Here is an 18,464-nt window from a genome sequence, read left to right as displayed (position 1 = left end):
CTACAAAATTGGGTTGAACAGTGCACTGAATGCTTGGGCGCGACGCTCTACTTCTTCGGCAGAGGGCGCTGAAAACAGGGCATGAATGACGGCGATCAGGCTCGCGCCACGCTCGATCAGTGAGGCAGCGTTGCCAAGGGTGATACCTCCGATGGCACACACTGGCACAGTAAAGCGGCGCTGAGCCTCGGTCAGCAGCTCAGGCGTGGCAGCCGGTGCGTCGGGTTTGGTGTTTGAATTGAAGAAGCGGCCAAAGGCAATGTAGCTGGCGCCTTCCTGGACTGCGCGCTCCGCCAGCGCCAGTTGGGCATGACAGGTACCCCCTACGATAGCGGCTTGGCCAAGCTGTTTACGCGCTTCGGCTAGAGATCCATCTTCCTGGCCCAGATGCAGGCCTACCCCCAGGCGAACGGCCAGGTCAAGATCATCATTGATGATCAGGTCGGCACCGTGGCGGGTGCATAGCTCAGACAGGGCCTGGGCTTCGTCCCAGCGGCGAGCGCCATCGTGGGACTTGTCCCGATATTGGATCAGACGAGCACCACCCTTCAGTGCAGCGTCTACATAGGGAATAAGTCTGCCTTCTGCCAGCAGAAGGCTATCTGTGATGGCATACAAGCCACGCAGTGAACTCATGAGCAGAAATCCAGGGGAAGACGGCGAGGAATGTATTGGCCACGGCCGGGGCGCTCAGCATCGCGCAGGGTGCGCCAGGTATAGTCCAGGGCTGAACGAACCGCGCTAGGCAGCGCTTCGCCCAAGGCCAGACGGCCAGCCAGCGCGCTTGCCAGCGTACAGCCCGAGCCATGATAGCTTCCGGGGAGACGCTGGCAGATAAAGGTTTCCTGACGTCCGTCACGGCAGTAAAGGCGATTATGCACTTCCTGTTCGTCGCCATGGCCACCGGTAATTAGTAGGTGTTCGCAGTAGGACAGGAGCTTGTCAGCGCATTCGTCTGCGGTCCCTTCCGGTAGCTCGGCCAGAATGCGTGCTTCCGGCAGGTTGGGGGTGGCGATCGTTGCACGAGGTAGTAACCGTTCACGGATGGCATAACCGACTTCATCCTTGCCCAATGCTCCACCACCGCCGGCACGTAGTACCGGGTCGCACACAAGCGGTAATTGCGGATGGTCAGCCAGGATATCCAGCACCGTTTCAACCATTTCAATGGAGCCGAGCATACCCAGCTTAACGGCGGCAACCGGGAGGTCCGTCAGCACAGCATTGGCCTGGGCCATGACCCAGGCGCGATCCAGCACCCGAAAGTCGGACACGTTGATCGTATCCTGAACGGTCAATGCCGTAATAGCAGGCGCTGCATGGCAGCCTTGGGCGATCAGGGCTTCAATGTCTGCCTGCAGGCCAGCGCCGCCGCTGGGGTCATGACCGGAAAGGCAAAGAACGACGGGACGAGCGTTGTGTGTATTCATGGCAAAAAGCTTATCACTAAACAGGCTGAACAAAGGCTCCGGTCGGCAGTGTAGCTGCTGTGCCGGCCTGTGATAGAGTGCTGCACCTAACTCAATGCTTGAAGGGATGCGTCGCACGAGAGGGCAGTTTGTGCATGATGCTGCCTGCGGGCTTTTCTGGCGAAGCCTTTTATATGCGTAACGGGTTCTTTTTCATTCTGCTCGCGTGGCCCTGGTGGGTGCAGGCTGTTGAGTTCGACGAATCGATCGGACGATTGTCCCTTGGGCAATCGCTTGAGGTATTTGAAGATGTGCGTGGCACATCGACTATCGAAGACATTACTTCACCGGCATTGAGTGGCAGCTTTATCCGGCATGGCGAGGATGTGTTCGGTGCAGGTTATTCCCGCTCGGCTTACTGGATCCGCCTGGACCTGACCTATCAGCCTAAAACCGGTATAGGGCCTAAAAGCTGGCTGCTTGAGCTCTCTTATCCGCCACTCGACCGTTACGATATTTACGCACCTGATGCACACGGTGTTTACCGGCTGGCCCAGCGCATGGGCGATACGCTACCGTTCAGTAGTCGTCTTATCCGACACAGCAGTTATCTCTTTCCGTTATCGTTTGCGCCCGGCGAGACGAAACGGCTTTACCTGAGGGTCGAAAGTCAAGGCTCTGTTCAGGCACCGCTGGTGCTTTGGAGTACCAAGGCGTTTATCGAAGCCGAGCCGGCTCGTGTCTACCTGCTGGGGATCATCTATGGCGTCCTGCTGGTGATGATGCTTTATAACCTGCTTATCTTCCTCAGCGTTCGCGACCCAAGTTACCTTTACCATATCTTTTATGTAGGCTCGTTCGGCTGCTATCTGCTGTCCATCAATGGTACGGGCTCCGAGTACCTGTGGCCGGATAGTCCCCGCTGGGCCAATATCGCAACGCCTTTCTTTGTAGGGCTGGCTGGCATCTTTGGCAGCCAGTTTACGCGCTACTTCCTGCAGACCCGCCAATACAGTCGCCGAATCGACCTCTGCATGAAGGGCCTGATTCTGCTGGCCTGCCTGTGCGTCGTGTCGTCACTGACCTGTGATTACGCAATGGCAATGCGATTGGCCACCTTTCTGGCATTGATCTTTATCTTTGTGGTGTTCACCGCTGGCATTCGGGCCTGGCTCGACGGGATGCGGACCGCGCGTTATTTCATCATTGCCTGGTCAATCTTTCTGCTGGGCGGATTGGCCAACATCCTGATGGTGGCCGGTCTGTTGCCCTATAACTTCCTGACGGTCTATGCGAGTCAGATCGGTTCGGCGCTTGAGGTGGCGTTACTCTCATTGGCCCTGGCAGACCGGATTAATGCCATGCGCGAGGAGCGGGCCCGGATTCTTGAGGAGTCTCGCCGCGCGCTGGAGCGACTGAACGAAGAGTTGGCTAACAGTAATCGTCTAAAGGATGAGTTCCTAGCGACTGTGACTCACGAGTTGCGAACGCCCATGAATGGAGTAATCGGCTCGCTGGAGCTGATCCAGACGCAGCCCATGACGGTGGATCTGGAACAGTATCACCAGTCGGCCAGTGAGTCCGCACGGACCATGATGCGCATGGTGGACGATATCCTGACCCTGACCGAGCTGCGGGCGGGCAAGCAGGCTGCCCGACGGGTACCATTCAGTCTGCACGGCTTGTTTGACAGCTTGCGGGCGCGCTACACACCCAGTGCCGAGGTTAAGCGACTGGCATTGCATGTGGAGGTTGACCCTGCGCTGCCCGATACTTTGGAAGGTGATGCGCCAAAGCTGGCCAGAGCGTTAGGTCATCTGATCGAGAATGCCATCAAGTTTACTCATGAAGGATCGGTGACGCTGCGCGTTCAGGCGCATCCAGACGCTCAGGCGGAAGCTAATCGCCAACCGCTGCTGATTGAGGTAGTAGATACCGGTATTGGCTTTACGTCGGAGCAGAGTGATCAGCTGTATCAACGCTTCCATCAGCTTGATGGCTCACTGACACGCCGCTACGGCGGGTTGGGAATCGGCCTTGCCTTAAGCCGTAAATTGATTCATCTGCTGGGCGGGACGCTCAGCCACTCCTCACAAGTAGGCGTTGGAAGCCGTTTTCGCATGGCTATTACCTTGCCGCTGCCGGGGCGGTTGGAGTTGCCGGCACCTGCGCGCCGGTCGTGTGTGCTGAAAACACGGCAACCCGCCAATTGCACGGTGCTGGTTGTGGAGAGCAATGCCCGGGATGAGATGATATTGCGTGGCATGCTGCTCCGGTTGGGTTATCAGGTACGCACCGCAGACACTGGTTCTCTAGCCCTTGAACTTCTGGATCAGGCAACCGTGGATGCCGTCCTGCTGGATTGCCAGATGCCGGTCATGGACGGGTTCGCTATCTGTCGAGCCATTCGGGCTCTTCCTGGTTGTAAGGAGCTTCCTGTCCTGGCGTTGTCATCCCATCCGCACCATGGCGATCGGGAGCGCTGCCTGGCGGCCGGTATGAGCGATTACCTGGCTAAACCGGTCAGACTGGGTGAGTTGCAAATCCTTTTACAGGACTGGCTGCTTTGTCAGGCTCCGGTTGAGACCTCATAGAGGGCTATACTGGGCAGCTACTTATGGTTGGGTATTTCTTTACATGGCGCTTTGGACGTTACTGCGCGATTTTCTTTTTCGCCATCGACTGGCCTACTGCGGGGCGATTACTTGCCTATTAGGCGTAGGCCTGCTGAATCTGACGCTACCCTGGTGGGTAGGCAAGACCATTGATGCACTGCGTGCCGGTGAGCTGGACCAAATGGAGCTGGTAGGGCGTGCCGCCTTACTGGCCCTGGTCGGCTTTGGTCTCTATGTGCTTCGTTATCACTGGCGGGTAAGGTTGTTTGGTACTGCGTACAAGGTTGGCGTAGAGCTGCGCGATGCGTTCTATGCCAAGCTTACGCGCCTTGATCCTGGCTTTTTTCAGGCAAGCCGTACAGGTGATTTGCTGGCACGAGCCACACAGGATATCGATGCCGTGGAAATGGCCGCCGGAGAGGGCGTCCTTTCCAGCTTCGATGGGGCCATGACCCTGTTTCTTGTGTTAGCCGTCATGCTGGTGGGTATTGATACGCCGTTGGCGCTCATGGCCCTGTTGCCGTTTCCCTTCATGGCGTGGGGCTTTTACCACGTGGCGAAGCGCGTCCAGCAGCGCTTCGGACAGACCCTACAGCGATTTTCTGCCCTTAATGACCGAACGCAGGAAGCCCTGAGCGGGCTGCGCATGTTGCGGCAGAATGCCCTGATCGAGGCCGAACTGGATGACTTCGATGAGCGCGCCCGCGCGGCGGCCAAAGCGGATTACGCTGTTCAGCGGACTGAGGCCAAGTACGAGCCGATCATCTTTGTGGCGCTGAGCTGCGCAACCTTGCTGACGTTGGTAGTCGGTACCGGCCGCTACATGCAGGGCGCGATTACGCTGGGTCAGTTGACCAGCTTCAGCCTTTACCTTGCGCAGCTTATCTGGCCGATGTTCGCCATTGGTTGGTGCCTTAATATTCTCCAGCGTGGAGAAGCGGGGGGGCGTCGTCTGCGCGAGTTTTTCGCCTCGACAGAAAATATTCAGGACAGCGGGACCCTTACGCCTGAGCCTGGATCAACCTTGAGCGTTAATATCCCCTCCTTTATCTACCCCCAGGGACAGACACCTGCGCTGCAGGATATTGCCTTCGAGCTTCCGGCGGGCAGTACGTTAGGGATTGTTGGAGCCACCGGCAGCGGCAAAAGTACGTTGCTGCGGCTACTGCTCCGTCAATACCCGATGACGGGTGGAGAGATTCGCCTGGGCGCTCATCCTATCGAGGCGTACTCTCTGGAGGCGTTGCGGGCCCAGTTCGCCTATGTGCCTCAAGACCCCTTTCTATTTGCCCGCAGTCTGGCTGAAAACGTTGCGCTAGGACGACCAGAGGCGACGCCGGAGCAGATTCGAGGCGCGCTGACCGATGCGGCATTTGCGACTGATCTGAATCAGCTTCCCGAGGGGCTTGAAACGCCTGTAGGGGAGCGGGGCGTAACCCTGTCCGGTGGCCAGCGACAGCGAGTGGCCCTGGCTCGTGCGCTGTTGTCAGAAGCGCCTATCCTGCTGCTGGATGATACGCTGTCAGCTGTTGATACCGCGACCGAAACACGTCTGCTCGAGACACTGGGACGCTTGGGTAACCGAACCCGCATCATCGTAAGCCATCGTCTGTCTGCGGTACGGGAGGCTGACCAGCTGATCGTGCTGGAGGAGGGCCGCATCGTCGAGCGAGGCTCACATGCGCAGCTGCTGACGCAGGGTGGCGTCTATTCCCGGCTCTGGCAGTTGCAACAGGCAGGAGGCAAACATGCCTAAGCATCGTGTTATCAAATTGCTGCTGGGCCCCGTGCTGGCCAACCCTCGCCGGTTGATAATCGCCGTGGCTATTCTGATCGGGGCAACGGTCATGGATGTGATGGGTCCCTGGCTGACCAAGCACTACCTGGATACTTATCTGGTGCCCGGGGATCTACGGCCCGAACCACTCATCGTGCTGTTCCTGATTTATGTAGTTACCCAGGCGCTTGCCGCACTCGGCCGTTATCTGCAAAGCCTGCGCTTTGCCGGTATTGCCATGGATACGGTTCTGCTGCTGCGTCGACGACTATTCCGGCATGTTTTGCATCTGCCGCAGAGTTTTCACGACCGTACGGCAACCGGAGAGCTGGTAGCCCGAGTGACCAACGATACGGATGCCTTACGCGAACTCTATGTGGCGTTTCTAGGCACCATCGTTGGCAATGTTGTGTTGCTGATCGGTATCCTGGTTGCCATGGCGCTGATGAATGTTCACCTCATGATGATTGCCATGCTGCTCATCCCGGCAGCAGCCTTTATCGTCTGGCTGTATCAGCGCTTGAGCGGACCGGCTGCCATGCGGGTGAGGGCGCTACGTGCTGAGCAGAGCGCACGTCTCAACGAGGCGATTGGTGGAATGGCCATTATCCAGGCTTTCAACCAGACCGGCCCGTTCCGCAAGCACTTTCATGAGCTTAACCAGCAACAATACGAGGCGCGGATCAGCACTGTGCGGTTCTCGGGGCTGCTGTTGCGCTCGGCGCTCGATCTGGTGAGTGTGGTTGTGCTGGCGGTACTGTTGCTGACCTATGGGCTGAACCATTTGGGCGGCGGTGCTGAGATTGGTGTGATGTATGCCTTTGTAACCTATCTGGGGCGTGTGACCGAGCCGTTGATGGAGATCACCCAGCGGTTCAACCTCTACCAGCAGGCAAGTGTTGCCGGTATGCGATTGCTTAATCTGCTCGATCAGGCCCAGACATTACAAGGTACGGACAGTCGTCCGGTGGATAAGGCCTGTTTTGAGTTCAAGTCGGTTCGCTTCCGTCATGAGGGCGCAGATCATGACACATTGAGCGATATCGATCTGGAGATTGCTCCCGGTACGTTCCTGGCCATCGTCGGACCGACCGGTAGTGGAAAGTCGACCCTGCTCGATCTCCTGGCTGGCTTACAGCCCGTAACAGGTGGGCAGCTATTGCTGGACGGCCGTGAATTGTCGAGCCTGACGCCTGAGGCGTTAGGCGCTGCTATTGCTACCGTGCCGCAGGAGCCTTTCATTCGCTCCAGTACACTGCGCGATAACCTGTTACTGGGAAGTGAGGTCGAGCCGTGGCGTCTCCAGGAGGCGCTAGACAATGCCCACCTTTCCCCGCTGATCGCGCGGTTGCCCGAAGGACTTGAGACGCGCCTGGGCGAACGCGGCTTTACGCTTTCCACCGGTGAGCGGCAGTTGCTGGCCCTGGCGCGGGCCTTGCTGCGTCAACCTAAAGTGCTACTGCTGGATGAGGCTACGGCAAGTATTGATAGCGAGACCGAAACGCTCTTGCAGGAAGCGCTGCATGATCTGCGTGGCAAGGTAACCATGATCGTGGTGGCGCACCGGCTGTCGACGATTCGGGATGCTGATCGCATCATTGTGCTGCGTCAGGGTCGGCTGGTTGAAGAGGGTAATCATGCACAGCTGCTGGCCAATCCAGAAGGGCATTATTATCACCTCTGGAATCAGCGCCAGGATTCTGAGCAATTGTCAGATAACCGTGATCCAACTCAGCTACTCTCTGACTAAATGCTAGCAAGGGGGCTGCCTGGCAGGTTGCTAAGTTGATGCATGAGTCAGGGTGCCCCGTTCATTTTGAGTAAGGAAATCGTGCATGCCTCAGACGTTCGAAGATGGTTTTGTTGCAGCCCATTCGGCTAGCGAGGCGGTAGATCGGCTGGCTGCACTGCATCAGCAGGCAACTCAGGCCTTGAGCGGGGCGCTCAAGCGCTACCTCAAGGATCGCATCGAGCCGACCGAGGCCGAACGACGGCTGTTCCGTTACCCTGAAATCCGGATCTGCTATCGCTCCGCCCAGGCCGTACCGACTACCACGCGGGCCTATGCCAAGGTACAGCTCCCCGGCACTTACCGAGCAACCGTTACGCACCCTGCCGCCTTTCGCAAATATCTGCTCGAACAGCTCGAGCCGCTCATGGCTGAATATGACCTTCTGGTTGAAGTAGGGCCGAGTGAGCAGGACATTCCCTATCCCTATGTAGTGGAACAAGGGGACGAGCTGGCAGGGTCTGGTGTGACAGCAGCCGAGCTGGCGCAGGTGTTTCCCAGTACCGACTTGTCCGCCGCCCACGACGATATTGCCGATGGCCTCTATGACTGGGCGCAGGAGAGTATTCTTCCGCTGTCGCTGTTCGATGCAGCGCGGACCGATTTTTCCCTGCGCCGTATCGTGCACTACACCGGCAGTGACTGGCGCCATGTGCAGCCCTGGATTCTGCTAACCAATTATCACCGCTATGTCGATCAATTCATCCGTCATGGTTTGCAACAGCTACGTGATGATCCGCGATTTGTCCGTATGGTGCTGCCGGGCAATGTCACCATTGAGCGGGGACTGGATGATGGCGAAGCACATGCCATCATTGGCGGTATCGCCTGGCACCGCTTCCAGATGCCTGCCTATCATCTGATCGCTGCAGATGGTCATGGCGTTACCCTCGTGAATATCGGGGTCGGGCCGTCCAACGCCAAGAACATTACGGATCATCTGGCTGTTTTGCGCCCGCATTGCTGGCTGATGATTGGTCACTGTGGCGGACTGCGACAGTCGCAGAATATTGGCGACTATGTACTGGCTCATGCCTACATGCGTCGTGACGGTATTCTTGATCGCGTGTTGCCACCTCATATACCGATCCCGGCGTTGGCAGAGGTGCAGGTGGCTCTGGCTGAGGCGGCTGCCCAAGTCACCGGAGATCGTGGCGAAGCACTCAAGCGTAGGCTGCGTACCGGCACGGTGCTGACCTATGATGACCGTAACTGGGAGCTGCGTTGGGCGCAGGAGCGGCCAGTTATCAATCTGGCCCGAGCCATTGCGGTGGATATGGAAAGCGGTACGATTGCCGCTCAAGGGTATCGTCTACGGGTACCCTACGGCACGTTGCTATGCGTATCGGACAAGCCGCTACACAGTGAAATCAAGCTGCCCGGCTCGGCCAATGCGTTTTACGAGCGAGCGGTAAGCCAGCATTTGGCAATCGGTATCTCCGCGCTGGAGCTACTGCGAGCACAGCTTCATTCGCTGCACTCTCGCAAACTGCGCAGCTTTGACGAGCCGCCTTTCCGCTGATCCCTCAGAAACAAAAAGGCCAGCATCACGCTGGCCTTTTTGTTATCAGCCCAGACTGGCCAGACCGACGTAGGTGGCAGCGCCCCCCAGATAACCCAGAAGCGCCAGCAGGCTGATACGCTTCAGATACCATATGAAGTTGATCTTCTCCATGCCCATCGCGGCTACGCCAGCTGCCGAGCCAATGATCAGGCAACTACCGCCTGTACCGGCGCAATACGCTAGCATTTCCCAGAACCGTCCATCGACCAGAAACTGAGCCAGCCATCCGGCATCAGCTGAGCTTGCAGCCGTCAGTGCTTCAGGGGATACCAACGGGTACATTTTCATGGCGCCTGCCACGAGCGGTACATTATCAACAACCGACGACAGGAGGCCGATAGCGATATTGATGGCGTAGACGTCGCCCAGCCCCTCTTTGAGCCAGGTAGCAACTTGTACCAGGTGGCCTGCTGTAGCCAGGCTGGAAACCGCCAGCAGAATGCCCAGGAAGAACAACACACTTGGCATATCGATCCGGCGCAGCACGCCAATGACCGACAGCGGGTGCTTGTCTTCATCGTTCTTGCCACGGTGGATAATCTCGGTCACGACCCACAAGACGCCAAGGCCCAGTAGCACGCCCATGTAGGGAGGCATATGCGTGACGGTCTTGAAGATGGGTACGAAGAGCAGGGCGCCAATTCCCAGTGCAAAAACAAGGTTGCGCTCGAAAGGCGTTGTTGGGTTTGCATTGACTTCATGCTCATCCACAGCCGGCCGCTCGGTTTCGCCCTTAAGCCTGAAGCTGAGCAGGACCAATGGTACAAGCAGGCAAACCAGACTGGGCAGGAACAGACTCATGACAATACCGCTGGCGGAAATCTGGTTCCCGATCCACAACATGGTGGTTGTTACATCACCAATAGGGGACCAGGCGCCACCTGCATTAGCGGCAATCACTACAATCCCGGCGTAGAACCAACGCTCCTTAACATCGGCAATGAGTTTACGAAGTAGGGAAACCATGACGATGGTGGTCGTCAGGTTATCCAGCGCGGCCGACAAGAAGAAGGTAATCAGGCCGACCAGCCATAGCAGGCTGACGCGCTTGTTGGTGCGAATCCGATCGGTGATGACCGTGAAGCCTTCATGGGCATCGATCAGCTCGACGATGGTCATCGCACCCATCAGGAAGAACAGGATTTCGGATACTTCGCCCAAGTGATGGCGCAGTTCTTCCACCACGATATGAGTATTGTCACTACCCGGTTGCAGGTGCGGCAGGATTTGATCCGCGCCCAGCACAAGCAATGTCCAGCAGATGACTGCCGTTAACAGCGCCGAAGCGGCTTTATCGATTTTGAGAGTGTGCTCACAGGCGATACAGAGGTATCCGAGCACAAAGGTTAAGGCCATGAAGACATACATGAGCGGCTTTCCAGGGCAGGGAGATCAGGTCGAAACCTTTTCCAAACGTTACAAAGAGGGCGCCGAGAATGCCTTATATGTTTCAAAAAATGAAGATAAAGCCGTAAAAAGCAAATTTCCCCTATAAGAAAACCTATCGATACCCCTGGGCCTGCAACTGAAACAGGTGAGCGTACCGGCCACCTTGTGCGACCAGCGTTTCATGGCGGCCTTGCTCAATGATGCGGCCGTGCTCCAACACAACAATCTGCTCAGCGGAGCGAACGGTGGAAAAGCGATGAGAGATTAGAATCGTCATCTTGCCCTTGGCATGCTGGCGAAACTGCTCGAATACTTCAGCCTCAGCACCTGCATCCATGGCCGCAGTCGGCTCGTCGAGTACGAGGATGTCGGCTTGGGTACGCATATAGGAACGCGAGAGCGCAACCTTTTGCCACTGGCCGCCCGATAGCTCCTGTCCACCTTTGAACCACCGGCCCAGTTGGGTCTGGTAACCTTGATCGAGTCGTTCGATGAAATCACTGGCGCGCCCCCGTTCGGCTGCCTCCTGCCAACGCTGTGGGTCATCAAAGGCCTCGACATCACCCACGCCCAGGTTTTCACCTGCGCTGAACTGGTAGCGGATGAAATCCTGAAAAATCACGCCAATGCGTTGCCTTAGGGCATCGGTATTCCACTCTTGAAGATCGCTGCCATCGAGCAGAATGCGGCCCTCGCTGGGCGTATAGAGTCGGGTAAGCAGCTTGATCAATGTGGTCTTGCCTGAGCCGTTCTCGCCCACCAGGGCCAGGCTTTCACTGGGTTGCAAATGTAGATTGATGCCCTCCAACGCTGCGCGCGAGGCACCGGGGTAATGAAAGCCGACCTGTTCGAAGCGGATGCCGTCTCCAGGTGTTTTACCTTGCCTCAAGTCGCCTTGTTCAGCGGCGACAGGCTGTTCAAGGTACTCATAGAGATTGGAAAGATAGAGGTTATCTTCATACATGCCGCTAATGGCGGTAAGGCTGCTACTGACTGCCGTCTGGCCTTGCCTGAAAAGCAGCAGATACATGGTCATTTCACCCAGGCTGATACGCCCGTGTACGGTATCTACCACGATCCAGACATAGGCGGCATAGAAGGCCAGGGTTCCGAGCAGGCCAAGCAGAAAGCCCCAAGTATCGCGCCGAATCGTCAGGGCGCGATCTTCTGCATAAAGCTGGGTGAAGATATCGCGGTAACGTTGGAGCAGGCGTGGTGCAAGGTCAAAAAGCTTGACCTCCTTGATGTGGTCTTCCCGCGCCAGGACTGCCTCAAGATATCCCTGCATGCGGGCTTCTGGGGAGCGGCGGCGAAACAAGCGAAAGGCATCACCGGAAAATTTGGCTTCGGCAAAAAAGACGGGCAGGGCGCCTACTACAAGGATAAGCAGTGCCCAGGGTGAAAAATGAATCAGCAGAATGGCAAAGCTGATCAGCGAAAGGCCATTCTGCATCAGGCTGAACAGCTTGGTGACCAGTGACAGCGGACGAATAGAGGCCTCACGACGAGCGCGGGTGAGCTTGTCGTAGAACTCCGAGTCCTCGAACTGGACCAGTGATAATTGCTGGGCCTTTTCCAAGATCATCACATTGACCTTTTGCCCCAGCAGAACGCGCAAGAGTGACTGTTGGACGGACAGGCCCCGCTGAGCGGCTGCAATCAGGGCCACCACGCCTGCTTCCGTAGCCAGTAGCCAGAGCAATGCTGCCAGCGGTGCGTCGCCCTGTGCCTGATAGAGCTGCATGGAGGCGACGACTGAATCTACGATCTGCTTGCCAATCCAGGCGGCTAACGCTGGCAGCACACCGGCAATGACTGTAGCCAGGGCAAGTCCCAGAGTCAGGGCAGGGGATGTCGACCACACAAGGCCCAGTGCCCGCGCACTATATTGGAAAGGGCTGAGCGCTCGGTGTCGCCAGGGCTGATGGGGCGCAGGGGCTACGGATGTCATGGGGTGTTGGAGTGCATTCCTGACGGGGAAATCCCGTCAGGAATGCTGCCATGATTATGCTTGGATCTGCCAGCCAATCGTAAGAAGCTCATTTAGCCCTGCTTACGAAAATACTCTTTGCAACCAATTAGCTGTCTGTCCTGATGGCAGGTACTATCCAACTCTCGCCAGGCAGCGGTGCTCGAAAGGCCTCTTCCGGCAGGCCTTGCGCCTCGCGTTCCTTAGCAAGGTCCTGAGGAGGCGCAAACTGTGCTTCGTCACTCAGGGGAAAGGTGCCGAAGTGGATGCCCATGCTGGTCTGGGAATGCAGGATCTTATGCGCGGCCACCGCCTCCTGGGGGTTCATATGGCTCGACATCATGAACCAGCGCGGCTCGTAGGCACCGATGGAAAGAGCCGAGAAACGCATGGAGCCAAAGCGGTCGTGAATACGTTGGAAATGCCCGCCCCACGCCGTGTCGCCCGGAAAGTAGACAGGGCCGCTGGCGGATTCAAGTACAAAACCGCCCCATAACGTACGGTTGGTATCGAAGCGGGTGCGGGCTGACCAGTGCTGTGAAGGCACTATATGCAGCGTTACCTCTTGGTTGAGCGGTCGGCTCTGCCACCAGTCCATTTCGGTGACATTGCCAAAACCGGCTTCCTTGCGGATCAACTCGGCGTTACCCAGCAGCGTGACGACTGGCGTAAGCGGATTAATCTCGGCGAGACGGCGAAGCGTCGCCAGGTCCATATGATCGTAGTGGCTATGGCTGACAAAGATCAGGTCAAGAGGTGGAAGCTTTTCCAATGCTACGCCTGGGTCATGGTAGCGCTTGGGACCTATAAAGCTGAACGGGCTGACCCGCTCGGACCAGACCGGATCGGTCAGTATATTCAACCCATGGTATTGAATGAGCAGGGTCGCATGGTTGATGTAGGTAACTCGCAGGTCATCGCCTGTCACGCGTTCGGGCAGTTCCTCCTGACGCGGCGGAAGCGCCTGCCAGACCCACTCAGGGCGCTCGCGGGTCAGCTGCCATTTGATTACGGTCCACAAGCTCTTTTTGGTAAAGGGCTCCTGGTTGTAAAACTGCTGCCCGTCGAAGTGATCAGACGGGGGACCTTTGTATTCAGCGCCGCCACAGCCTGCAAGGGCGAGAAGGTTGACCAGCCAGAGGGAGCGAAAAATTCTCATGAATGACTCACGTTGCCGGTAAGTGGAAATCGAGTGTCTATTTTTCGGTACACTCGCAGGTATTATTTATCGTCGCACAACGTTTTTAACGTGCCCGTGCCTTAAGTGCCAGTTGTTCATCATGCCTCGTTCCTACCGTCCTTCCCAAGCGCAACGTCCTCGTCGTGTTGCCAAGGCCCCGCCAGCCGAACCACGGCTGATCCTCTTGAACAAGCCTTTTGATGTCCTGACCCAGTTTTCTGGTGGGGAAGGGCGCGCGACACTCAAGGACTTTGTCCCCATCCCTGGCATCTATCCGGCAGGACGGCTGGACCGCGACAGCGAAGGGCTACTCCTGCTGACTAATGACGGGCGCTTGCAGTCGCGCATTGCCGACCCCAAGCACAAACTGCCCAAGACCTATTGGGTTCAAGTGGAAGGCACCCCTACAGAAGAACAGATACAAAGGCTGCGAACAGGCGTCGAGCTGAATGACGGACCGACACTTCCCGCAGAGGTGCGCCTGTTGGAGGAGCCGGAACTATGGGAGAGAAACCCTCCCGTGCGCTTTCGCAAGAGTGTTCCAACGGCCTGGCTGGAATTGGTGATTCGTGAGGGCCGTAACCGGCAGGTGCGCCGCATGACGGCAGCCGTCGGCTTACCTACCCTGCGCCTGGTTCGTGTACGGATCGGCTCCTGGACGCTAGAGGGGATGGCACCGGGCGAATGGCGAGAGGTGCCGGCGCGGTTATAGCCGCGCTAGGGATCATCTATATCAGTAATGCGATGTAATGACGGCAATGCCTTCGTTCAGCACTTCCCGCCAGGCTTTAAGCGTATCGTCCGTGCACTGCGGATCATGACTTGAGATAGTCGCAAGCAGAGTATCGACCCAGATCCCGTAGAGCTCAGGACGAATGTCCATCTGATGGCGGCAGTGGGTTTCGCCCAAGGCGCGCAGTTTGGTGTCTGGCATTCCCCGCGCCACCATGACCAGGTTCATGATGCCCTGTCGCAGGAGCTGCTTTTGAGCTTGCATGTTGGTGTTGACGAACTTCTCGCGAATTAGCGGAGAGCTGGCAAGAAAGCGGTTATAAAAGTCATCGAAAAAATCAGCACTGGCGCAGCAGCGGCCGTAGCTCTGCATCACCTGATCGGTGGGTTTCATAGCAAGTCCTTGCAAGTCTTTCGTCCACGTGGTGGGTACAGCGGATGGGGGAAGAAGTGTAAACGGGCGATAAGCCTATCAGGTTAAGACAATAGTCTTAAAGGCCTTTTGATATGGAGGGTTATTAGCCGTGCCCTATCAAAAGACACGGCTAATAAATGCATGTTTACTCGGGATGACGGCGTGTCTCGATCTCTTCGGGGGTCATTTCGCCCCGGGCGTGTCCGAAATGCTCCAGTACGAAATTGGTAACGGCCGCCAACTCCTGATTGGAGTAACCGCGGGCAAAGCCAGGCATGAAGTGATCGCCGTGGGGATTTTCCAGCTTGTCTCCACCCAACAGTACCTGCACCAGGTTGGTAGCCTCTGGATCGTTTACTGTACGCAGGCCGCGAAGCGCAGCAAAGGTGCTCTGGCGGCCTGAGCCATCCCACAGGTGACAGCTGACACAGGCATCGGCAAACACTTTCTGCCCCAACGGGTTATTCCCTTTGGCAGGCGCGTCGGCTGACAGCTCCTTGGGCTCTGGTCGCATCAGCCCATAGGGCTGGCTGGGGACTGACTTCAGGTAAACCACCATGGCCCGGATATCTTCCGGCGTCAGGAAGCGCAGGCTGTGATTGACGGCTTCAGCCATCGGACCCGCCGCAACGCCATACCCTTCAGCATGACCGGTCGACAGGTACGAGGCCAAGGCCTCGTCCGGCCAGGCGCCAATGCCAGTCTTTTGATCACCGCTGATGTTATACGCCTTCCATCCCTGAATCACCGCGCCGCCCAGGTTTCGCGAGCTATCACGCGCCTGGAAGATGTTACGGGGGGTATGGCATTCGCCACAGTGTCCTGCACCTTCCACCAGATACGCGCCGCGGTTCCACTCAGCTGATTTGCTGGGGTCCGGTTCAAACCGCTCGTTCGGATTGAACATCATGTTCCAGAACATCATCCCCCAGCGTTGGTTGAAGGGGAAGCCGATGTCGTTTTCCTTGTTTGGCTGCTTGATGGGCTCCAGGCTGAATAGGTAGGCCTTGATTGCCAGAATGTCGTCCCGCGACATCAACGTATAGGAGGTATAGGGGAAAGCCGGGTAGTAGTGCTTGCCATCCTTGCCGACACCTTCCTGCATGGCGCTGACAAAGTCGTCATCGCTCCAGGTGCCGATCCCGGTTTCCTTGTCCGGTGTGATGTTGGGGGAATACAGCATGCCAAAGGGCAACTTGAAGCCACGGCCGCCGGCGAACGGCCTGCCACCGTTTTCATCAAGGTGGCAGGCCACACAGTCAGCCGCGCGGGCAAGGTATTCGCCGCGCTGAATAGTAGCCTGGTCTGCTGCCTGAGCGGATGATGCCACCAGGGCTAACGCTATAGGGGCCATGCTGCTTAACACCGTACGCGCCACGATGCCCCAGATGGAAGTAAAACGAGTCATAGGAGCTCCTTAAGCCACGTGATAACCGGCGCGAGCCACCGGCAGACGACGAATGCGTTTGCCGGTGGCTGCATACAAGGCGTTGACCAAGGCCGGTGCGATCATGGCCGTACCGGCCTCGCCGATTCCGCCAGGTACTTCGTGGCTTGGAATGATGTGGGTCTCGACCGGAGGAGCATCGCTCATGCGCAGCTGGCGGTAGTCGTGGAAATTGCTTTGCTCTACATGCCCATCTTTGATGGTGATCTCGTTGTAGAGCGCGGCAGACAGGCCAAACATTGTGCCGCCCTCCAGCTGAGAGTGAACAGAGGTCGGGTTGGTCACTTCGCCGCAATCTGCAACACAGATCAGTCGGGTGATGTGAATGCCGTTCTGCGCATCAACCTGCATTTCCACTACGGTAGCGAGGTAGCTGCCAAAGACCTCCTGTACAGCGACTCCGCGACCATGACCCGTTGGCAGTTTCTGGCTCCAATTGGCCTTTTCAGCAGCAAGCTTGAGAACCGCCTGCGCGCGCGGGTGATCGCCGAGCAGCTTCATCCGGTAATCGACCGGGTCCTGCTTGGCCGCGTAGGCCAGTTCATCGATAAAGCTTTCCATCACATAGGCGCCATGCAACGGGCCTACACCACGCCACCAGGAGTTGAGGATGGCCTTGGGTGCTTCAGGCACATAACGGACCTTGAGGTTTGGAAGCTTATAGATAGGCTTGTTGGAAACTTCTACCGCATCGGCATCCAAACCATTGGGCGGAACGGCAGCTGGCGCAAACCGCGCCATGACCGAGGCGCCCACAATGGTATGCGACCAGCCCACCGGCATGCCGTTGGCATCCAGGCCTGCGCTGAAACGGTCGATATAGTGGGGGCGATACAAATCGTGGGCAGTGTCTTCTTCACGCGTCCAGACCAGCTTGATCGGATAGTCGACGTGTTTGGCAATGGCTGCGGCCTGAGCAATGAAGTCTGCCTCAAGACGGCGACCAAAGCCGCCGCCGATAAGCTGGTTGTTTACGATGACTTTTTCGGGCGGCAGGCCAGCAGCCTTCGCTGCTGCCTGCTGTGCCATGACCGGCACCTGGGTGCCCACCCATAGTTCACAGGCATCCTCGCGGACTTGGGCCACGCACGTCATGGGCTCCAAGGTGGCATGGGCAAGGAAAGGCATTTCGTATTCCGCTTCGATCTTGCTGGAGGCACCGGCAATGGCCTTGTTAATGTCGCCAGCCTCCGCGGCAATAGCGCCTTCACGATCAAAGGCTGCATGCAGGGCACGCTCGATCTGGGCGGAGTCGATACCGGCGTTCGGGCCCATATCCCACTGGATTTCCAGTGCTTTCAACCCTTTGAGGGCTGCCCACATGTGATCGCCGATCACAGCGACGGCGTTATCCAGCTTTACTACGTCCCTGACACCCGGTACGGCACGGGCGCGGCTATCATCCACTGAGACGAGCGTGCCACCTACGACCGGGCAGGCGTTGACAGTAGCAATCTTCATACCCGGCAGTTGCAGATCAATAGTGAACTTGGCTGAGCCGTTTACCTTGCCGGGAGTATCAAGACGGCGAAGCGGTTGGCCGATGACTTTGTAGTCTTCTGGCTTTTTAAGCGGGACATTTTCGGGGACCGGCAGCTTGGCCGCAGCGTCTACCAGCGCGCCGTATACCAGTTCACGGTTGCCAGGGCCGATGACCTTGCCGTTTTCGGCCCGGCATTCCTCAGGTGATACACCCCACTGGTTGGCTGCGGCCTGAATCAGCATGAGACGTGCAGCGGCTGCCGCTTCTCGCAGGGGTTGCCAGTTACTACGGGTCGAAGAGGAGCCGCCGGTGGCCTGGAAGCCCAGGAGCTTGTCACCGTACAACTTTTCATCCGGCGGGGCTTCCTGCACCCTGACCTGATCCAGAGTAACGTTCAGCTCTTCGGCCACCATCATGGCAAAACCGGTCTGTACACCCTGGCCCATTTCGATCTTGGGCGAAATAAGCGTGACTTGCCCATCGTGGCCTATACGCAAAAAAGCGCCTAAGGCCGTGGGAGTATCCAGTGGTGCGTCTTCCGGACCTTTATTGACATACTGCTCGGCATAGCTGCGCCGGGAAAAAGGCAGTGCCGTTGCCAGCAGTAGGCCTCCCGCGGCGATACCACTGGCCTGAAGCAGCTTGCGGCGTGACAGGCTCACCGCATGCGCCGATACGTTCTTGGTCATAAAGTG

13 protein-coding genes are annotated in these 18,464 nt (G+C 57.4%); 5 read left to right on the top strand and 8 right to left on the bottom strand.

From position 1 onward, the window contains the following. Positions 1–636 carry a thiamine phosphate synthase gene (thiE, locus tag IEX86_RS02615; protein WP_188864496.1) on the bottom strand — a complete coding sequence of 212 codons (636 nt, stop codon included), beginning with the start codon at positions 634–636 and terminating at the stop codon, positions 1–3. Continuing rightward, a complete protein-coding gene (locus IEX86_RS02610; protein ID WP_188864495.1) occupies positions 633–1,430 on the bottom strand; it encodes a hydroxymethylpyrimidine/phosphomethylpyrimidine kinase in 798 nt (265 codons plus the stop codon). Before IEX86_RS02610 ends, thiE begins: the two co-directional genes overlap by 4 nt. Positions 1,431–1,603: 173 nt before the next feature. Here IEX86_RS02610 and IEX86_RS02605 point away from each other — a divergent pair, with 173 nt between their 5' ends. From IEX86_RS02605 to amn, 4 genes are all read left to right on the top strand, one after another. After that, positions 1,604–4,003: a hybrid sensor histidine kinase/response regulator gene (locus IEX86_RS02605; RefSeq protein WP_188864774.1), complete on the top strand. Its 2,400-nt coding sequence runs from the start codon at positions 1,604–1,606 to the stop codon at positions 4,001–4,003. Positions 4,004–4,046: 43 nt separating this feature from the next. Beyond that, a complete protein-coding gene (locus IEX86_RS02600) occupies positions 4,047–5,780 on the top strand; it encodes an ABC transporter ATP-binding protein (protein WP_188864494.1) in 1,734 nt (577 codons plus the stop codon). Next, entirely contained in the window at positions 5,773–7,551 is a 1,779-nt protein-coding gene (locus IEX86_RS02595; protein WP_188864493.1) for an ABC transporter ATP-binding protein, read from the top strand. The genes IEX86_RS02600 and IEX86_RS02595 overlap by 8 nt, the downstream gene beginning before the upstream one ends. An 85-nt stretch (positions 7,552–7,636) precedes the next feature. Then, positions 7,637–9,112, top strand: a complete 1,476-nt coding sequence (gene amn / locus IEX86_RS02590; RefSeq protein WP_188864492.1) for an AMP nucleosidase — start codon at positions 7,637–7,639, stop codon at positions 9,110–9,112. A gap of 45 nt (positions 9,113–9,157) precedes the next feature. On the opposite strand, the gene nhaD is transcribed toward amn, so the two are convergent. From nhaD to IEX86_RS02575, 3 genes are all read right to left on the bottom strand, one after another. Further along, positions 9,158–10,522 (bottom strand): sodium:proton antiporter NhaD, encoded by a 1,365-nt coding sequence (nhaD, locus tag IEX86_RS02585; protein ID WP_188864491.1) that lies wholly within the window; start codon positions 10,520–10,522, stop codon positions 9,158–9,160. Positions 10,523–10,655: 133 nt separating this feature from the next. Next, positions 10,656–12,494, bottom strand: a complete 1,839-nt coding sequence (locus IEX86_RS02580) for an ABC transporter ATP-binding protein (RefSeq protein ID WP_229685233.1) — start codon at positions 12,492–12,494, stop codon at positions 10,656–10,658. A 127-nt stretch (positions 12,495–12,621) separates the two neighbouring features. After that, positions 12,622–13,671: an MBL fold metallo-hydrolase gene (locus tag IEX86_RS02575; RefSeq protein ID WP_188864490.1), complete on the bottom strand. Its 1,050-nt coding sequence runs from the start codon at positions 13,669–13,671 to the stop codon at positions 12,622–12,624. 121 nt (positions 13,672–13,792) lie between these two features. On the opposite strand from IEX86_RS02575, the gene IEX86_RS02570 reads away from it, so the two are divergent. Continuing rightward, a complete protein-coding gene (locus tag IEX86_RS02570) occupies positions 13,793–14,404 on the top strand; it encodes a pseudouridine synthase (protein WP_188864489.1) in 612 nt (203 codons plus the stop codon). Positions 14,405–14,425: 21 nt separating this feature from the next. Here the strand turns inward: IEX86_RS02570 and IEX86_RS02565 are convergent, their stop codons facing one another. From IEX86_RS02565 to IEX86_RS02555, 3 genes are all read right to left on the bottom strand, one after another. Beyond that, positions 14,426–14,818, bottom strand: a complete 393-nt coding sequence (locus IEX86_RS02565; protein WP_188864488.1) for a globin — start codon at positions 14,816–14,818, stop codon at positions 14,426–14,428. A 166-nt stretch (positions 14,819–14,984) separates the two neighbouring features. Beyond that, positions 14,985–16,247: a cytochrome c gene (locus IEX86_RS02560; protein ID WP_373290379.1), complete on the bottom strand. Its 1,263-nt coding sequence runs from the start codon at positions 16,245–16,247 to the stop codon at positions 14,985–14,987. Between the two features lie 9 nt (positions 16,248–16,256). Then, complete coding sequence (locus IEX86_RS02555; protein ID WP_188864487.1) at positions 16,257–18,458, bottom strand: xanthine dehydrogenase family protein molybdopterin-binding subunit; 2,202 nt, start codon at positions 18,456–18,458, stop codon at positions 16,257–16,259. Positions 18,459–18,464: the final 6 nt, after the last annotated feature.

Source organism: Pseudomonas asuensis, from assembly GCF_014646755.1.
Lineage (GTDB): Bacteria > Pseudomonadota > Gammaproteobacteria > Pseudomonadales > Pseudomonadaceae > Chryseomonas > Chryseomonas asuensis.
This window is presented reverse-complemented; position numbering and strand designations above follow the sequence as displayed.